At 59.5% G+C, this 16,809-nt stretch carries 15 protein-coding genes; 8 read left to right on the top strand and 7 right to left on the bottom strand.

The window, feature by feature from the left end; genetic code table 11:
* Positions 1 to 49 precede the first annotated feature (49 nt).
* Positions 50 to 97, top strand: a complete 48-nt coding sequence (gene spfP, locus ATE40_RS25105; RefSeq protein WP_071892919.1) for a small protein SpfP — start codon at positions 50 to 52, stop codon at positions 95 to 97.
* Between the two features lie 278 nt (positions 98 to 375).
* Here the strand turns inward: spfP and yihA are convergent, their stop codons facing one another.
* Positions 376 to 1,020 (bottom strand): ribosome biogenesis GTP-binding protein YihA/YsxC, encoded by a 645-nt coding sequence (yihA, locus tag ATE40_RS20615; RefSeq protein ID WP_019452177.1) that lies wholly within the window; start codon positions 1,018 to 1,020, stop codon positions 376 to 378.
* A 734-nt stretch (positions 1,021 to 1,754) separates the two neighbouring features.
* Here yihA and yihI point away from each other — a divergent pair.
* The gene (gene yihI / locus ATE40_RS20605; protein ID WP_025160303.1) at positions 1,755 to 2,297 is read left to right on the top strand and encodes a Der GTPase-activating protein YihI; all 543 of its coding nucleotides are present in this window, start codon (positions 1,755 to 1,757) and stop codon (positions 2,295 to 2,297) included.
* 182 nt (positions 2,298 to 2,479) lie between these two features.
* Positions 2,480 to 3,853, top strand: coding sequence for an oxygen-independent coproporphyrinogen III oxidase (gene hemN / locus ATE40_RS20600; RefSeq protein ID WP_063918304.1), 1,374 nt, complete (start codon positions 2,480 to 2,482; stop codon positions 3,851 to 3,853).
* A gap of 34 nt (positions 3,854 to 3,887) precedes the next feature.
* Here hemN and ATE40_RS24810 read toward each other — a convergent pair whose 3' ends face one another.
* The 4 genes from ATE40_RS24810 to glnA form a co-directional block, all read right to left on the bottom strand.
* On the bottom strand, positions 3,888 to 4,010 hold the full coding sequence (locus tag ATE40_RS24810; protein WP_015379453.1) for a YshB family small membrane protein: 123 nt from the start codon (positions 4,008 to 4,010) through the stop codon (positions 3,888 to 3,890).
* Between the two features lie 113 nt (positions 4,011 to 4,123).
* The gene (gene glnG, locus ATE40_RS20595) at positions 4,124 to 5,536 is read right to left on the bottom strand and encodes a nitrogen regulation protein NR(I) (RefSeq protein ID WP_004931248.1); all 1,413 of its coding nucleotides are present in this window, start codon (positions 5,534 to 5,536) and stop codon (positions 4,124 to 4,126) included.
* 8 nt (positions 5,537 to 5,544) lie between these two features.
* Positions 5,545 to 6,594: a nitrogen regulation protein NR(II) gene (glnL, locus tag ATE40_RS20590; RefSeq protein ID WP_004931246.1), complete on the bottom strand. Its 1,050-nt coding sequence runs from the start codon at positions 6,592 to 6,594 to the stop codon at positions 5,545 to 5,547.
* A 193-nt stretch (positions 6,595 to 6,787) separates the two neighbouring features.
* Positions 6,788 to 8,197 carry a glutamate--ammonia ligase gene (gene glnA, locus ATE40_RS20585; protein WP_019452181.1) on the bottom strand — a complete coding sequence of 470 codons (1,410 nt, stop codon included), beginning with the start codon at positions 8,195 to 8,197 and terminating at the stop codon, positions 6,788 to 6,790.
* Between the two features lie 370 nt (positions 8,198 to 8,567).
* Here glnA and typA point away from each other — a divergent pair, with 370 nt between their 5' ends.
* From typA to fabY, 5 genes are all read left to right on the top strand, one after another.
* On the top strand, positions 8,568 to 10,391 hold the full coding sequence (gene typA, locus ATE40_RS20580) for a ribosome-dependent GTPase TypA (RefSeq protein ID WP_004931243.1): 1,824 nt from the start codon (positions 8,568 to 8,570) through the stop codon (positions 10,389 to 10,391).
* A gap of 166 nt (positions 10,392 to 10,557) precedes the next feature.
* Positions 10,558 to 11,148, top strand: coding sequence for a glucose-1-phosphatase (gene yihX / locus ATE40_RS20575; protein WP_004931242.1), 591 nt, complete (start codon positions 10,558 to 10,560; stop codon positions 11,146 to 11,148).
* A 51-nt stretch (positions 11,149 to 11,199) separates the two neighbouring features.
* Complete coding sequence (locus ATE40_RS20570) at positions 11,200 to 12,093, top strand: virulence factor BrkB family protein (protein ID WP_063918305.1); 894 nt, start codon at positions 11,200 to 11,202, stop codon at positions 12,091 to 12,093.
* Positions 12,090 to 12,527: a D-aminoacyl-tRNA deacylase gene (gene dtd / locus ATE40_RS20565; protein WP_063918306.1), complete on the top strand. Its 438-nt coding sequence runs from the start codon at positions 12,090 to 12,092 to the stop codon at positions 12,525 to 12,527. Before ATE40_RS20570 ends, dtd begins: the two co-directional genes overlap by 4 nt.
* Positions 12,528 to 12,548: 21 nt before the next feature.
* Positions 12,549 to 13,496, top strand: coding sequence for a fatty acid biosynthesis protein FabY (gene fabY / locus ATE40_RS20560; RefSeq protein WP_004931235.1), 948 nt, complete (start codon positions 12,549 to 12,551; stop codon positions 13,494 to 13,496).
* A 38-nt stretch (positions 13,497 to 13,534) separates the two neighbouring features.
* Here fabY and ATE40_RS20555 read toward each other — a convergent pair whose 3' ends face one another.
* On the bottom strand, positions 13,535 to 15,196 hold the full coding sequence (locus ATE40_RS20555; protein WP_063918307.1) for an AsmA family protein: 1,662 nt from the start codon (positions 15,194 to 15,196) through the stop codon (positions 13,535 to 13,537).
* A 128-nt stretch (positions 15,197 to 15,324) separates the two neighbouring features.
* On the bottom strand, positions 15,325 to 16,725 hold the full coding sequence (locus ATE40_RS20550; RefSeq protein WP_063918308.1) for a nucleobase:cation symporter-2 family protein: 1,401 nt from the start codon (positions 16,723 to 16,725) through the stop codon (positions 15,325 to 15,327).
* Positions 16,726 to 16,809 lie beyond the last annotated feature (84 nt).

The raw sequence follows: 16,809 nt of genomic DNA, 5'->3' as shown, positions 1-16,809 counted from the left end.
CCCTGCGAAAAAATGATGTAGAGTTACAGGTGTAGGGTACAGAGGTAAGATGTTCTATCTTTCAGACCTTTTACTTCACGTAATCGGATTTGGCTGAATATTTAGCCGCCCCAGTCAGTATTGACTGGGGCGTTTTTTATTGTAAAAACAGCAGCAAACCATACGTTTTTCCTATCACCACGCCCCGCTTTTCATGTCAGTTTCCGCCCCCTTAATTCGCGTCATCCGCTGAGATAAGCCCGTTTTGTCGATAAGTTTTTATGATGGCTTTATTTCAAAACTGTAATTAGATAACGAAAAATCCCGCCTACGGCCGATCTTCGGGCATAAAAAAGCCGATGCGGTGAGGCATCGGCCTAAGCGTTCGGCTCGAGCTTATTCGCCGGCTTCGTCTTCCGGCAGCACTTCCGGCGGGATCTCGTTGAACCAGGTGTCCAGCTTCTGGCGCAGCTTGTCGACGCCGATCTTCTTCAGCGACGAGAAGGCTTCAACCTGGATATCTCCCATAAACGGCAGCACCGCTTCACGCACCATATTGAGCTGCGCCTTGCGTGCGCCGGAGGCCAGTTTGTCGGCCTTGGTCAGCAGCACCAGCACCGGCGTACCGACGTCGACCGCCCACTGGATCATCTGCTGGTCGAGATCTTTAAGCGGGTGGCGAATATCCATCAGCACCACCAGGCCTTTCAGGCTGTTGCGCATCTGCAGGTATTCGCCCAACGCGCGTTGCCATTTGCGTTTCATCTCTTCCGGCACTTCGGCATAGCCGTAACCTGGCAGGTCGACCAGGCGGATGCCGTCTTCCACTTCGAACAGGTTGATCAGCTGGGTGCGCCCTGGCGTCTTACTGGTGCGCGCCAGGCTTTTTTGGTTGGTGAGGGTATTCAGTGCGCTGGATTTACCGGCATTGGAACGGCCGGCAAAGGCGACTTCAATTCCTGCATCCCCCGGCAGATGGCGAATATCGGGTGCGCTGGTGACGAAATGGGTCACATGGTAGTTGTAGTTCTTGCTGGTCAAAATTTTTCGTCTCCGTGAGGATGGCTAACTGGTTGGCGATTATAACTGCATCAGCGGTAAAAATGGCGTGTTTCTCCGTTTTTAAGCGGCGGGACGCGATAAAGCGGCAGTTATGCCAAGCGTGCGTTGTGAGACATTTGCCATTCGAATCGCGGGTAATGTCGCTTTATTCGAAAGTGATATTTCTGTTTTTATTTTAAAAACAATGCGTTGTTTTTTCGTTATGTGGAAATGTCGCCCAAAACGGCGTCAGGTACCTTGAGCCTTCGCAACAATAACGTAAAGTACTCGTTAACGCAGGGTTGCGCAGGATTAAGGAACATCCGGGAAGGATGACAAATCTCAGGGAATGCACAGGGCGTGCAATGAGTGCCAGGATGAACGCAAAAGGAAGTGACTGTTTCGCACCGGAATAGGCGACAGGCACATCGGATGGTGAAGTATCGGCAGTTTGGATGCCCGCAGGAAGCTCGCTCGGGAAGGGCGGATGCGAATGGATTGCGCCATGGACGATTTTTCTTTCAGGATGAAGGACGTAGTGGCAGGGAATGCGGTTATAGCAGAGGGAAAAACCGGGATGTTGCATGTACGCAAGGAGCGCGTAACAGGAATACCCTTCGCAAGAAGGTGCGAAATAGGCGGCAGGTTTAACCTGCCGCCTTTTTTCTTTGCCCGCTTTCTGCTAGATTCCGCCGCAATTCTATACTGAATCTACATACCTAAGAGCACACGCTATGAACCAGCCATCAAAAGCACCTCGCGGCAGCGCGGCGAAGTCAAAAACGAAAAAGAAAAGCCGTATGGAGCTCGATCAGGAAGCGCGCGAGCGCAAACGCCTGAAAAAGCGCCGCGGCCACGCTTCCGGTTCGCGCACCCAGGTCGAGTCCGGCAGCCAGAAAAACAAATCGGCGTCTGAAGCCAAAGATCCGCGTATCGGTAGTAAGGTGCCGGTTGCGCTGGTGATCGACGAGACCAAAGTGAAGGCCAAACCGCAGCCGAAGCCAAAGGCCGAAGCGAAACCGCGCCTGTCGCCGGAAGAAGAACTGGCGAAGCTGGAAAATGACGAACGTCTGAACGAGTTGCTGGATCGCATCGACGACGGCGAAACGCTGAATGCGCAAGAGCAGGCGTATGTCGACAAGACGCTGGATCGCATCGATGTGCTGATGGACGTGCTGGGCATCGAGCTGGGCGACGACGACGAAGACGAAGAAGAAGAGAAGCAGGAAGATATTCTGAAGCTGCTGAAAGGCGGCAACCCGAAAGACGCCTTTTAACGCGCCATGTGGCTAATCCCGACAATAGCCCTACTCTTGATGTGTTATCTGCTGTGGTTATTCGGTAAACTATGGCGGCTGTCTAAGCGCAAAGCGCGTTTTCGCAGCGCTTCCGTGGCCAGACAGCGCAGACAACCGCCCCTCTCCCGGCCCGGTAGAAAAAGATATCGGAAGGAGTGAGCATGTCAGAGCAGACGATTGTCTGGGATTTGGCCCTGATCCAAAAATATAACTACTCAGGGCCGCGTTATACCTCATACCCCACGGCGCTGGAGTTTAACCAGAGCTACGACGAAGCGGCGTTTCAACGCGCCGCTGCGCGCTACCCTGAGCGGCCGCTGTCGCTGTACGTGCATATCCCTTTCTGCCACAAGCTGTGCTACTTCTGCGGCTGCAACAAGCTGGTGACGCGTCAGACGCACAAGGCCGACGAATACCTGAACGTCCTGGCGCAAGAGATCGCCGGCCGCGCGCCGCTGTTTGCCGGCCGCAAGGTTGGCCAGATGCACTGGGGCGGCGGTACGCCAACCTACCTGGATAAAGCGCAAATCAGCCGGCTGGTGGCGCTGCTGCGTGAACATTTTGATTTTCTGCCCGATGCGGAGATGTCGATCGAGGTCGATCCGCGTGAGATAGAGCTGGATGTGCTCGATCATTTACGTGCCGAAGGCTTTAACCGCCTGAGCATGGGGGTGCAGGATTTCAACAAGCAGGTGCAGCAGCTGGTCAACCGCGAGCAGGATGAAGCCTTCATTTTCGCCCTGATCGAGCGGGCCAAAGCGCTGGGCTTCCGCTCGACCAATATCGATCTGATCTACGGCTTGCCGAAACAGACGCCGGAAAGCTTCGCTTTCACGCTGCAGCGCGTGGCGGAGCTAAATCCCGATCGCCTCAGCGTATTCAACTACGCGCATATGCCGAACCTGTTCGCTGCCCAGCGTAAAATCAAAGACGCCGATCTGCCCGGTGCGCAGCAGAAGCTGGATATCCTGCAACAGAGCATCGCTTTCCTGACCGACGCCGGCTATCAGTTCATCGGCATGGATCACTTTGCACGCCCGGACGACGAACTGGCGATCGCGCAGCGCGAAGGCAAGCTGCACCGCAACTTCCAGGGCTACACCACCCAGGGCGACAGCGATCTGCTGGGGCTGGGCGTGTCGGCCATCAGCATGCTTGGCGACAGCTATGCGCAGAACCAAAAAGAGCTGAAGCATTACTATGACAGCGTACAGGCGCAGGGCAACGCGCTGTGGCGAGGGTTGGCGCTGACGGACGACGATTGCCTGCGGCGCGATCTGATCAAAACGCTGATCTGCAACTTCCGGTTGACCTATCAGCCGCTCGAGCGGCAATACGGCATCGACTTCACCGCTTACTTCGCCGAAGACCTGCAGCTGCTGGCGCCGTTTGAACGCGATGGGCTGGTGGAGCGCGACGAGCAGGGCATCCGCGTTACGCCGCGCGGGCGCTTGCTGATCCGCAATATCTGTATGTGTTTCGATCGCTATCTGCGGCAACAGGCGCGCAGCCAGCAGTTCTCACGGGTGATCTGAGGATGAAAAAACAGCCGCTGATGCGGCTGTTTTTTTAACTGAAGAAATTAATCAGCGCGGCGCACAACACTGCGGCAACCGCCGCCTGCGGGGTGTGGCTGGCGGCGGAGCCCAGCTCCGCGCCCTGAGAAATGAATACGATGAATGAGTCCAGCATCGTCAACCTCCAGAGTGTGCGACACGATCATACTGCGCCCGCACCGGCTGTAAAGTCTGAGGTTGGCGTTTTTTTGTGCGCTGGGCTGCGTTTTTTATCATCAATCCCGGCACCTATTCCATGCCCAGTTCTTTGAGCTTGCGGGTCAGGGTATTGCGCCCCCAGCCCAGCAGGCGCGCGGCTTCCTGTTTGTGTCCCTGAGTGTGGCGCAGGGCGGTGGTGAGCAGCGTGCGCTCCATCTCCGGCTGCGCTTCCGACAGCAGGTTTTGATGACCGGAACGCAGCGCGCGATCGGCCCACTGGGCCAGCAGCGTGGCCCAGCTGTCCGGCAGACTGTGGCTGGGATTTTCCGGCGCCGCGGTTTCGAACAGCTCGCCCGGCAGATCCTGAATCAGCACTTCCTGCCCGGCGGCCATCACCGTCAGCCAGCGGCAGGTGTTTTCCAACTGGCGCACGTTGCCCGGCCAGGGCAGGCGGGTCAGCGCGGTTTCAGTTTCCGGGTGCAGGTTCTTGGCCTCTACGCCCAACTCTTTGGCGGCGATCTGCAGGAAATGGCGCGCCAGCCGTGGGATGTCTTCACGGCGTTCGCGCAGCGGCGGCAGGTGCACGCGGATCACGTTCAGGCGGTGGAACAGATCCTCGCGGAACTTGCCTTCCTGTACCCGCAGCTCCAGGTTCTGGTGTGTAGCGGCGATGATGCGCACGTCGACCTTCACCGGCGCATAGCCGCCGACCCGGTAGAACTGGCCGTCCGCCAGCACCCGCAGCAGGCGCGTCTGCACGTCGAGCGGCATGTCGCCGATCTCGTCGAGGAACAGCGTGCCGCCGTCGGCCTGCTCAAAGCGACCCTGACGGATTTGGTTAGCGCCGGTGAAGGCGCCTTTCTCGTGGCCGAACAGCTCGGACTCGATCAGATCCTTGGGGATGGCGGCCATGTTCAGGGCGATGAACGGCGACTTGGCGCGCGGGCTGTGGCGGTGCAGCGCATGCGCCACCAGTTCCTTGCCGGTGCCGGATTCGCCGTTGATCAGTACGCTGATCGACGAACGCGACAGCCGGCCGATGATGCGAAACACGTCCTGCATCGCCGGCGCTTCGCCGATGATGTCCGCCGCCGGATCGCTGGCCGGCTGGTTGCGCACCGGCTGCTGCTGCTCCTGATAATGGCTGATGGCGCGCTCGACCAGCGCCACCGCTTCGTCGATGTCGAACGGCTTCGGCAGGTAGTCGAAGGCCCCTTGCTGATAGGCGCTGACGGCGGCGTCCAGATCCGAATGCGCGGTCATGATGATCACCGGCAGCATCGGATGGCGCTGTTTGATCTGCTTGAGCAGCGCCAGGCCATCGATACCCGGCATGCGGATATCGGACAGCAGCACGTCGGGGGTTTGCGTGGCCAAGGCTTCCAGCACGTCATTGCCGCCTTCGAAGGTGGCGCAGCTCAGGCCCGCGCCGGTGAGCGCGCGCTCAAGCACCCAGCGGATGGAGCTATCGTCATCGACGATCCAGACTATCCCTCGTTGCATAGCAAACCTCACTGACGAATGGGCAGGTAGACCGAGAATTCGGTATGACCTGGCCAACTGTTGAATTCAATTTTTCCGCAATGCTGATCGATAAGATTGCGGGCGATGGATAATCCCAGGCCGGTACCGCCTTCACGGCCGCTGACCATCGGGTAGAACAGCGTGTCCTGCAGCTGCGCCGGTACGCCGGGGCCGTCGTCTTCGACGTCGATGCGCGCCGCCAGGCGGTAGCGGGTGCCGTGCAACGTGATCTGGAACGCGGTGCGGGTGCGCAGCGTGATGGTGCCGCCCGCTTCACCCAGCGCCTGCAGCGCGTTGCGAGTGATGTTCAGCAGCACCTGTTCTATCTGATCCGGGTCGTGGGCCATTTCCGGCAGGCTCGGATCGTAGTCGCGCACCAGCGTGACGTTATCCGGCATTTCCAGCGATACCAGCTGGCAGACGCGCTCCGCGACCTGATGGATGCTTTGGGTGATATGCTGGCCGGGCCGCTGTGGCCCGAGCAGGCGATCCACCAGATTGCGCAGCCGATCGGCTTGCTCGATGATCACCTTGGTGTACTCGGTCAGCGCCGGATCGGGCAGCGCCTTGGCCAGCAGCTGCGCCGCGCCGCGCAGGCCGCCCAGCGGATTTTTAATTTCGTGCGCCAAACCGCGCACCAGATCGCGGGCCGCCACCTGTTGGGCATGCTGCAACTGTTCCTGGCTCAGGCGGCGCTGATTGTCCATCGGCGCCAGCTCGACCAGGATATAGCCTTCCGGCAGCGCCTGAGCGGTCAGGGAAAGGATATGCGCGCGGCCGTCGACCACCAGGGTCACTTCATTGTCGGTGAAGCCCTGACCGGCGCGCAGGCTTTCACGCATCAACGAGACGTTCAGCGAAAAATAACCGAGCAAATCGGGCAGCGGGGTGCCGAACAGCTTGCGGGAGCTTTGCGCCAGCAACTGCTGTGCCGCCGGGTTGGCGTAGTGAACCGCCAGTGAGTCATCCAACAGCAGGATGCTGTTGATGAGTGAATTGAGGATCTGCCCAGCATCGGGCAGCTTGCCAGTTGCCATACAGCAGACTCCTGCACCTTTTTAGTGCATCTATCCTACTCCATCCGGGATCGGCGTGGTATGGAATAGTTTTGCAGAAAATACGGTGGAGAAAAAAACCCATCCGAAGATGGGCTGAAAGTTTCCACGGCAACAAAAAAGCGATAACAAAAATGTGGGCGCCGTCCGCCTCTGCAGACGGCGCGGGTCGGGCTTAGACGCTGTAGTACAGTTCGAACTCAACCGGGTGTGGCGTCATGCGAACGCGGTCCATCTCTTCTTTGCGCAGTTCGATGTAGGCATCGATCGCATCGTCGGTGAACACGCCGCCGCGGGTCAGGAACTCGCGGTCTTCGTTCAGTGCGGCCATCGCCTCGTCCAGCGAGCCGGCCACTTTTGGGATCTCGGCTTCTTCTTCCGGCGGCAGGTCGTACAGGTTTTTGTCCATGGCGTCGCCAGGGTGGATCTTGTTGATGATGCCGTCCAGGCCGGCCATCAGCAGTGCGGCGAAGCACAGGTATGGGTTAGCCGCCGGATCCGGGAAGCGGGCTTCGATGCGGCGCGCTTTCGGGCTGGAAACCACTGGAATGCGGATAGACGCAGAGCGGTTACGGGCGGAGTAAGCCAGCATCACCGGCGCTTCGTAGCCCGGCACCAGACGTTTGTAGGAGTTGGTGGTCGGGTTGGCCAGGGCGTTGATCGCTTTGGCGTGCTTGATGATGCCACCGATGTAGAACAGCGCGGTTTCAGACAGGCCGCCGTATTTGTCGCCGGCGAACAGGTTGGTACCGTTCTTGGACAGCGACATGTGGCAGTGCATGCCGGAACCGTTGTCGCCGAACATTGGCTTCGGCATGAAGGTCGCGGTTTTGCCGAAGGCGTGCGCTACGTTGTGCACCACGTATTTGTAGATCTGAATTTCGTCGGCTTTCTTGGTCATGGTGTTGAAGCGGGTTGCCACTTCGTTCTGACCGGCGGTCGCCACTTCATGGTGGTGCGCTTCAACCACCAGGCCCATCTCTTCCATGGTCAGACACATGGTAGAACGCAGATCCTGCGAAGAGTCGACCGGTGGAACCGGGAAGTAACCGCCTTTCACCGCCGGACGGTGGCCTTTGTTGCCGCCGTCGTATTTTGTGCCGGAGTTCCAGGCGCCTTCGATGTCGTCGATGGCCACGTGGGAACCGCGGATGCTGCTGCCGAAGCGGATGTCGTCGAACAGGAAGAATTCAGGCTCTGGCCCGAACAGCACGGTGTCCGCGATGCCGGAAGAGCGCAGGAAGTCTTCGGCGCGTTTAGAGATGGAGCGCGGGTCGCGATCGTAGCCTTGCATGGTGCCCGGCTCGAGAATGTCGCAGCGAATGATCAGCGTAGGTTCTTCGAAGAACGGATCCAGAACCGCCGTGCTGGCGTCCGGCATCAGTACCATGTCAGATTCGTTGATGCCCTTCCAACCACCGATAGAGGAGCCGTCAAACATTTTACCTTCTTCGAAGAAGTCGGCGTTTACCTGGTGAGCCGGGATAGTCACGTGTTGTTCCTTACCCTTGGTGTCAGTGAAACGCAGGTCTACGAATTTCACTTCATGCTCATTCAGCATCGTCAAAACGTGTTCAGCGGACATACTTAACTCTCCCGGTTTATCATTGTCGTCGTCGTGGAACGAATCTGTGGAACTGGCTTTTTTTCGCCTTGAAAAGACTAAAGCGAAAAGCGTGCCAACTTTTAAAAAAGGCTTTCATCGCCTTTCTGCGCGGGTTTTACCCAGCCACAGTATGCACCATCAGCGATAATTTGCACTGTTATGGTGCAATTGGGGTGGGCGTGGGCACCGAAATGGTGCAAAAGTGCAACGATTGCGGCTTTTTGCACCGTGAAAGGGATCACAAACTGACCGGTATGCGGTTGTTTATAAGAGATGGTTGTGATCTTGTTTAGTCCCTCGCTTAATACGTGTACAATAGCGCGCTATTTCTAATGCCCGAGGCAAAGCTGTGATCGAAAATTTGCGTAACATCGCCATTATTGCCCACGTTGACCATGGTAAAACCACCCTGGTTGATAAGCTGCTGCAACAATCCGGTACTTTCGGAGAGCGTGCGGAAGCCACCGAACGCGTAATGGACTCCAACGATTTGGAGAAAGAGCGTGGGATTACCATCCTCGCAAAAAACACCGCCATTAATTGGAACGGTTACCGTATCAACATCGTGGATACCCCAGGACACGCCGACTTCGGCGGCGAGGTAGAGCGCGTGATGTCGATGGTTGACTCGGTGCTGCTGGTTGTGGATGCAATGGATGGCCCTATGCCGCAAACCCGCTTCGTGACCAAGAAGGCCTTCGCCAACGGTCTGAAGCCGATCGTGGTCATCAACAAGGTTGACCGTCCAGGCGCGCGTCCTGACTGGGTTGTGGATCAGGTGTTCGACCTGTTCGTGAACCTCGACGCGACCGACGAGCAGCTCGACTTCCCGATCATTTATGCGTCTGCGCTGAACGGCATCGCCGGCGTCGATCACACTGACATGGCGGAAGACATGACCCCGCTGTATCAGGCGATCGTCGACCACGTGTCTGCGCCGCAGGTTGAGCTGGAAGCGCCATTCCAGATGCAGATCTCCCAGTTGGACTACAACAACTACCTGGGCGTTATCGGCATCGGCCGCATCAAGCGCGGTAAAGTGAAGCCGAACCAGCAGGTCACCATCATCGACAGCGAAGGCAAAACTCGCAACGGTAAAGTGGGCAAAGTGCTGGGCCACCTGGGTCTGGAGCGTATCGACAGCACCCTGGCGGAAGCGGGCGACATCATCGCCATCACCGGCCTGGGCGAGCTGAACATCTCCGACACCATCTGCGACACCAACGCCGTAGAAGCGCTGCCGGCGCTGTCCGTCGACGAACCGACCGTAACCATGTTCTTCAACGTCAACACCTCGCCGTTCTGCGGTAAAGAAGGTAAGTACGTGACCTCGCGTCAGATCCTTGATCGTCTGAACAAAGAGCTGGTGCACAACGTGGCGCTGCGCGTCGAAGAAACCGACGATGCGGACGCTTTCCGCGTATCCGGTCGTGGCGAGCTGCACCTGTCGGTGCTGATCGAAAACATGCGTCGTGAAGGTTTCGAGCTGGCGGTTTCCCGTCCGAAAGTTATCTTCCGCGAAATCGATGGCCGCAAGCAGGAGCCATTCGAGAACGTGACGCTGGATATCGAAGAGCAGCATCAGGGTTCCGTGATGCAGGCGATGGGCGAGCGTAAAGCCGACCTGAAAAACATGGATCCAGACGGTAAGGGCCGCGTGCGTCTCGACTACGTGATCCCAAGCCGCGGTCTGATCGGCTTCCGTAACGAATTCATGACCATGACTTCGGGCACCGGTCTGCTGTACTCCACCTTCAGCCACTACGACGACGTGCGTCCGGGCGAAGTGGGCCAGCGTCAGAACGGCGTGCTGATCTCCAACGGCCAGGGCAAAGCGGTCGCGTTCGCGCTGTTCGGCCTGCAGGATCGCGGTAAGCTGTTCCTGGGCCACGGTGCGGAAGTGTATGAAGGCCAGATCATCGGTATTCACTCACGTTCCAACGACCTGACCGTAAACTGCCTGACCGGTAAGAAGCTGACCAACATGCGTGCTTCCGGTACTGACGAAGCGACTACCCTGGTTCCGGCCATCAAAATGACCCTGGAGCAAGCTCTGGAGTTCATCGATGACGACGAACTGGTAGAAGTGACGCCGACCTCGATCCGTATCCGTAAGCGTCACCTGACGGAAAACGATCGTAAGCGTGCCAGCCGCGGTCCTAAAGACGCTTAATCGCTGATTGAGTGTCCCCTGCTTAGGGCGCGGTTCTCGCGCCCTGAGTTTTTTCCTCTGTTGTTCCCCGTTTGTGCGGCGCGCTATGCGCTTTTCCGTTCGCTCCCTGTTCAGCTGTTCCTTTTCCCGCTACAGTGAAATCTCACCGGCCCATCAGGAGAGGACTATGCTGTATATCTTTGATTTAGGTAATGTGATCGTCGATATCGATTTCAAGCGTGTGCTGGGCGTGTGGAGCAATTTGAGCGGCACGCCGTTGGCGGTGCTGTCCGATCGTTTCGCCATGGGTGAGGTGTTCCAGCAACATGAACGCGGTGAAATCAGCGACGAAGACTTCGCCGGCAAGCTGTGCGATGAAATGGGCATCGCGCTCAGCTTCGAGCAGTTCGCCACCGGCTGGCAGGCGGTATTCGTCGCGCTGCGTCCGGAAGTGATCGACATCATGCAGCGCCTGCGCAACGAAGGCCACCGGGTGGTGGTGCTGTCGAACACCAACCGTTTGCACTGCAACTACTGGCCGCAGCACTATCCTGAAGTGGCCGCCGCCGCCGATCATCTCTACCTGTCGCAAGATCTCGGCATGCGCAAGCCGGAAGCCGATATCTATCAACATGTGCTGGCCGCGGAAAACACCGCCGCCGCCGACGCGGTGTTCTTCGACGATCACCCGGCGAACGTCCTCGCCGCGCAGGCGCTGGGGATCAAGACGGTGCACGTCACCGATCGCGACGTGGTGCCGGCCTATTTTGCCCAATGAGCGCAGGGCGCGTTAAGCTTAAGGCGTATCAACTGGCATCAAGGAGTGACCATGTCGTTTTTCCGCCGCAAGAAGCTGCCCCCTGCAATTAAGCCCGGCGTTACCTTCGGACGTTTGCTGTACCAACGCATCGACAACGATGGCCTGACGATGCTGGCGGGCCATCTCGCCTATGTTTCCCTGCTGTCGCTGGTGCCGCTGGTCACCGTGGTGTTCGCGCTGTTCGCCGCTTTCCCGATGTTTGCCGACATCAGCGAACAGCTGAAGAGCTTTGTTTTTGCCAATTTCGTGCCGGCCGCCGGCAACGTGATCCAGAACTACCTGGAGCAGTTCGTTGCCAATTCCAACAAGATGACCGCCGTCGGCACCTGCGGGCTGATCGTCACCGCGCTGCTGCTGATCTCCTCGGTGGACAGCGTGCTGAACACCATCTGGCGCAGCAAGAACAAGCGGCCGATCGTCTTCTCCTTCGCCGTGTACTGGATGGTGCTGACGCTGGGGCCGCTGCTGGTGGGCGCCAGCATGGCCATCAGCTCCTACCTGCTGTCGCTCAACTGGCTGACTCAGACCGGGGTCAACGGTCTGGTGGATCAGGTGCTGCGCATCTTTCCGCTGATTTTGTCGTGTATCTCCTTCTGGCTGCTGTATTGCATCGTGCCGACGGTGCGGGTGCCGCCCAAAGACGCGCTGATTGGCGCGGTGGTGGCCGGGTTGCTGTTCGAGCTGGGTAAGAAGGGGTTCGCGCTGTACGTCACCATGTTCCCCTCCTATCAGCTGATTTACGGCGTGCTGGCAGTGATCCCGATTTTATTCCTGTGGGTCTACTGGAGCTGGTGTATCGTGTTACTCGGTGCGGAAATCACCGCGACCATCGGCGAATACCGCGACTACCGCCGGCAGAAGGCGGAGCAACAGGAACCAAAACCAGAAGGGCAGCAGGAATGATTGCGTTGATTCAACGGGTGTTAAACGCCAGCGTCACGGTAAGTGGCGAGACGGTAGGCAAGATTGGCCCCGGTTTGTTAGTGTTATTGGGCGTGGAGCAGGGCGATAACGAGCAAAAAGCGCAGCGCCTGTGCGAACGCGTGTTGGGATACCGCATTTTCGGCGACGAGAACGACAAGATGAACCTCAACGTCCAGCAGGCCGGGGGCAGCGTGCTGGTCGTTTCGCAGTTCACCCTGGCGGCGGACACCCAAAAGGGCATGCGGCCCAGCTTCTCGCGCGGTGCTGCGCCGCAGGAAGCCGATCGGTTGTATCAATATTTTGTTGGCCAGTGCCGCGAACGCGGCGTAGAGACCCAGACCGGCGAGTTCGCCGCCGACATGCAGGTGGCGCTGGTCAACGATGGTCCGGTGACATTCTGGCTACAGGTCTAAGCATTCGGAGAACAGGCGTCTATGTATCACCTACGAGTACCCGTAACAGAGCAAGAACTGAAGGAGTATTACCAGTTTCGCTGGGAAATGCTGCGCAAGCCGCTGCACCAGCCGGTGGGTTCGGAAAAGGATGCCTATGACGCCATGGCCCATCACCAAATGGTGGTGGACGAGGCCGGTAAAATCGTCGCCATCGGGCGGTTGTACATCAATGCCGACAACGAGGCGGCGATCCGTTTTCTGGCGGTAGACCCGACGCTGCAGGATAAAGGGCTGGGGACGCTGGTGGCGATGACGCTGGAGTCCGTTGCGCGGCAGGAGGGCGTGAAGCGGGTGGTGTGTAGCGCTCGTGAGGACGCGGTGGACTTCTTCGCCAAGCTGGGGTTCGTCAATCAGGGGGAGATCACTGCGCCGCAGACCACCCCGATCCGCCACTTTTTGATGATCAAACCGGTAGCGACGCTGGACGATATCCTGCATCGCCCCGACTGGTGCGGCCAACTGCAGCAGGCCTGGTATGAACATATCCCGCTGAGCGAAAAGATGGGCGTGCGCATCAGCCAATACACCGGCCAGCGCTTCGTCACCACCATGCCGGAGATCGGCAACCAGAATCCACACCATACGCTGTTCGCCGGCAGCCTGTTCTCGCTGGCGACGCTGACCGCCTGGGGGCTGATTTGGCTGCTGCTGCGCGAGCGCCATCTCGGCGGCACCATCATTCTGGCGGACGCGCACATTCGCTACAGCAAACCGATCACCGGCAGGCCGCGGGCGGTGGCGGATCTCGGCTCGCTGAGCGGCGATTTGGCGCGTCTGGCGCGCGGCCGCCGCGCGCGCGTACACGCCGAAGTGCATCTGTTCGGCGACGAGGATAAAGGCGCGGTGTTCGAAGGCACCTACATGGTGTTGCCGGCCGAGCCGGATGTGCCGTTGGATCAGGGCGGTTCCGAAGCGCTGGAAGAGTAAAACGGCGGCCCTGCCCTGATGGCGGGCCGCGCGATAGATTACGGCAGCTGTTGGTTCACCGTTTGGCCATCGCCGGCGGTGGCCTGCAGATTGCCCTTCAATGAAGCTTTGAACGGCCCGTCGCTGTTCAACAGCCCTTTCAACTGCAGTTCGAGGTTGCCGTCGCCCGTCAGCGGCACCGGCTGCCATCCCCATTGCTGCAAGGTATTGAGCGGTACCGAGCGGCCGTGCAGCGTCAGCTGGAACGGTTTGCCCGGCAGCTGATCGACGCTCGCTTTGGCCTCCAGCAGCCCATTCGGCATAAAGGCGCTGAGCTCGGTGACGTTGATCTGGCTGGCGTCGGCGTTCAGCGCCAGCGAAGGGCGTCGCACGTCGATTTTGTTGAAGGTGGCCTCGCTGCCGTTCAGGTTCAGCGAGCCGGACCACACGCCCCACTGGTGGTCGCGCGCCAGCAGCAGGTTGCTGCCGTAGCCGTCCAGCGCGGTGATCTGGAACGGGAACGCCGGGTTGATGTCGATGATCAGATTGCGGTTGGTGGTCAGCTTGGTGACGTACACCTCGTTCAGCCAATCCGGCAGCGGTTTCAGCCACAGCTCGCGCCAGTCGATCGGCAGAGTGTATTCCAGCGCCGCCATGGCCACTTCATCCAGCTGCAGGCGTTTGCCGGCGCGCAGCCAGCTGCCGGAGGCGCGCAACAGGCCGCCTTCCCAGCGGGTGGTGAACTGCTGAATGGCGATGCCGGCGGAAGAGAGCCGCAGGGTGGCGATCGGGTCGATCAGGTGGAAGCCGCCGTTGATCACATCGCCGGCATTGAAGTTGAGCGAGCCGTCCTCGCTGCGCCAGTCGCCCTTTTCGACGCTGACGTTTTGCAGCGACAGATCGAGATCGTTAAACGCCCACGCTTTGCCCTCCAGGCGCGCGTCGATCAGATCGAACCGCTTGAGGGTGACCGGTGGCAAGGTGGTGAAGCGCTGCATGAACTCCGCCAGCGTCAACGGGGTTTGCAGGCGTACGCCGCTCAGCCGCAGGCGATCCACCTGCCAGCTGCCGTCGACGGCGCGGCTGGCCACGCCGGTCAGGTCGCCCTGCGCCAGGTCGGCGCCAAAGTTGTTCAACAGCAGCTGACCCTGCTTTTGCTCTCCCTGCACCAATACCTTCGAGGCGGGAATGCCGTTCAGCGTCATCGAGCCGGCGCTGAACTGGAACTGGTTGTTGTCCCCCAGCAGATGGCCGGCCAGCGGGCGCCATGGCGTGATGCCGGCGTTGACCTGCTGCGCGTTGAGCTGCCACTCGTTATCGTTGGACTGCAACGCCATGTTGCTCAGCTGCAGTACGTCAGCCTGTACAGGCAGCGCCGCCGCCTGCGGCTGCACGTTCAGCGTGCCGTCGCGCAGCGTGACGCTGTGGAAATAGCGCGGTTCGGTGATTTGGCGCAGGCTGAGGCCGAGATCGACGCGTTTGGCGACCAGCGCCTGCGGCTGGCCGTTGCGCGCCAGCTGCACCTCTTCCAGAGCGATCTGGTCCGGCTGGCTCCACGAATGGGTGATTTTTCCTATCGACAGGCGGTATTCGCTGTTGCCACTGATCCAGGCGCTCAGGCGGCCTGCCGCCCAGCGGGTTTGCCCCACCAGATACAGCACCACCGCCGCCAGCACCATCAGCAGCAGCAACGTCAGCAACAGCTTTCCGATAAATTTCATCGTCTACATCCGCATCGGTCAAAAAAGATACCCTGTTTATGCCGCAATTGGCCGGGCATCTCAAGGGCAATGGTCTGATAGACAATAAAAAACGGCCGCAGGCGGCCGTTTGAACGTCAAGGGACGGGTTACTTTTTCTCGTGTTCCTGCGGGAACACCAGGTTCAGCACGATGGCGGTAATACCACCGGCGGCGATACCGGAAGAGAGCAGGGTTTTCAGCCAGTCCGGCGCGAACTGCAGGATCAGCGGCTGCTGGGAGACGCCCATGCCGACGGCCAGCGACAGCGCCATGATCATGATGGCGCGGCGGTTCAGGCGCTCGCGCGACACGATGCGCACGCCGGAGGCGGCGATGGTGCCGAACATCACGATGGTCGCGCCGCCTAGCACCGGCTCAGGGATGTGCTGCACGAAGCCGGCAACCGCCGGGAACAGCCCCAGCGCGATCAGCATCAGCGCCACCACGAAGCCGACGTAGCGGCTGGCGACGCCGGTCAGCTGGATCACGCCGTTGTTCTGGCCGAAGCAGGAGTTGGGGAAGGTGTTGAACACTGCCGACAGCATCGAGTTCAGGCCGTTGGCCAGCACGCCGCCCTTCAGGCGCTTCATGTACAGCGGCCCGCTGACCGGCTGTTCGGAGACGTCGGAAGTGGCGGTGATGTCGCCGATGGTTTCCAGCGAGGTGACCATAAAGATCAGCATCAGCGGCAGCAGCAGGTTCCAGTCGAAGCCCAGGCCGTAATAGAGCGGCGTGGGGATGGTGATCGCCGCCGTGGGCGCCGCCGGCGCGTTGGCGGGCAGCATGTCCATCGCCCAGGCCAACAGATAGCCGACCGCCATGGCGATCACCAGCGAAGCCACGCGCAGGTAAGGGTTGCGCTGGCGGTTCAGCAGGATGATTACCGCCAGCACCGCGCCGGCCAGCAGCAGGTTTTTCGGCGAGCCGAAGCTGTGATCGTTCATCGCGGCATAGCCGCCGCCGATCGAAGTCAGGCCGACCTGAATCAGCGACAGGCCGATGATCATCACCACGATGCCGGAAACCAGCGGGGTGATGATGCGGCGCGCCAGATGCAGCACGCGCGACAGCAGAATTTCGGTGCAGGAGGCGACCATCAGGGTGCCGAACAGCGCGGCCATCATGGTCGGCACGTCGGCGCCGCCGTTTTTCAGCGCCAGACCGCCCATGATCAGCGGCGAAACGAAGTTGAAGCTGGTGCCCTGAATCGACAGCAGCCCGGAGCCCACCGGCCCCCAGGTTTTGATTTGCAGAATGGAAGCCAGACCGGAGGCGAACAGCGACATGCTGATGATGTGCTGAGTATCCTGCGCCGGCAGGCCCAGCGCCTGGCAGATCAGCAGGGCCGGAGTGATCACCGCGACGAACATCGCCAGCAGATGCTGGCCGGCGGCAAACAGCGTTTGTGGCAGCGGCGGGCGATCTTCCAGGCGATAAATCAGTTCACTGGCGCGGGGTTCTGAGGCGGCTTGGCGCGCGGCATCAAGCTCGGAGGATGACATGCTCATGGTGTGGCGTTTCCAGATACGGCAAAGCAGGCATTTTAATGCTCCGCCCCGCAAAAGCAAACGGTTGCGCGTAAATATTATGTT

Origin of the sequence: Serratia surfactantfaciens (assembly GCF_001642805.2) — a bacterium.
In the GTDB taxonomy this organism is placed as follows: Bacteria; Pseudomonadota; Gammaproteobacteria; order Enterobacterales; family Enterobacteriaceae; genus Serratia; species Serratia surfactantfaciens.
The sequence above is the reverse complement of the archived record's forward strand: the minus strand, read 5'-3'. Positions and strand labels throughout refer to the sequence as shown.

Coding starts and splice junctions, on each gene's coding strand:
- yihI (WP_025160303.1), top strand. CDS start 1,755: ATGAACCAGCCATCAAAAGCACCTCGCGGCAGCGCGGCGAAGTCAAAA.
- hemN (WP_063918304.1), top strand. CDS start 2,480: ATGTCAGAGCAGACGATTGTCTGGGATTTGGCCCTGATCCAAAAATAT.
- ATE40_RS24810 (WP_015379453.1), bottom strand. CDS start 4,010: ATGCTGGACTCATTCATCGTATTCATTTCTCAGGGCGCGGAGCTGGGC.
- glnG (WP_004931248.1), bottom strand. CDS start 5,536: ATGCAACGAGGGATAGTCTGGATCGTCGATGACGATAGCTCCATCCGC.
- glnL (WP_004931246.1), bottom strand. CDS start 6,594: ATGGCAACTGGCAAGCTGCCCGATGCTGGGCAGATCCTCAATTCACTC.
- glnA (WP_019452181.1), bottom strand. CDS start 8,197: ATGTCCGCTGAACACGTTTTGACGATGCTGAATGAGCATGAAGTGAAA.
- yihX (WP_004931242.1), top strand. CDS start 10,558: ATGCTGTATATCTTTGATTTAGGTAATGTGATCGTCGATATCGATTTC.
- ATE40_RS20570 (WP_063918305.1), top strand. CDS start 11,200: ATGTCGTTTTTCCGCCGCAAGAAGCTGCCCCCTGCAATTAAGCCCGGC.
- dtd (WP_063918306.1), top strand. CDS start 12,090: ATGATTGCGTTGATTCAACGGGTGTTAAACGCCAGCGTCACGGTAAGT.
- fabY (WP_004931235.1), top strand. CDS start 12,549: ATGTATCACCTACGAGTACCCGTAACAGAGCAAGAACTGAAGGAGTAT.
- ATE40_RS20555 (WP_063918307.1), bottom strand. CDS start 15,196: ATGAAATTTATCGGAAAGCTGTTGCTGACGTTGCTGCTGCTGATGGTG.
- ATE40_RS20550 (WP_063918308.1), bottom strand. CDS start 16,725: ATGAGCATGTCATCCTCCGAGCTTGATGCCGCGCGCCAAGCCGCCTCA.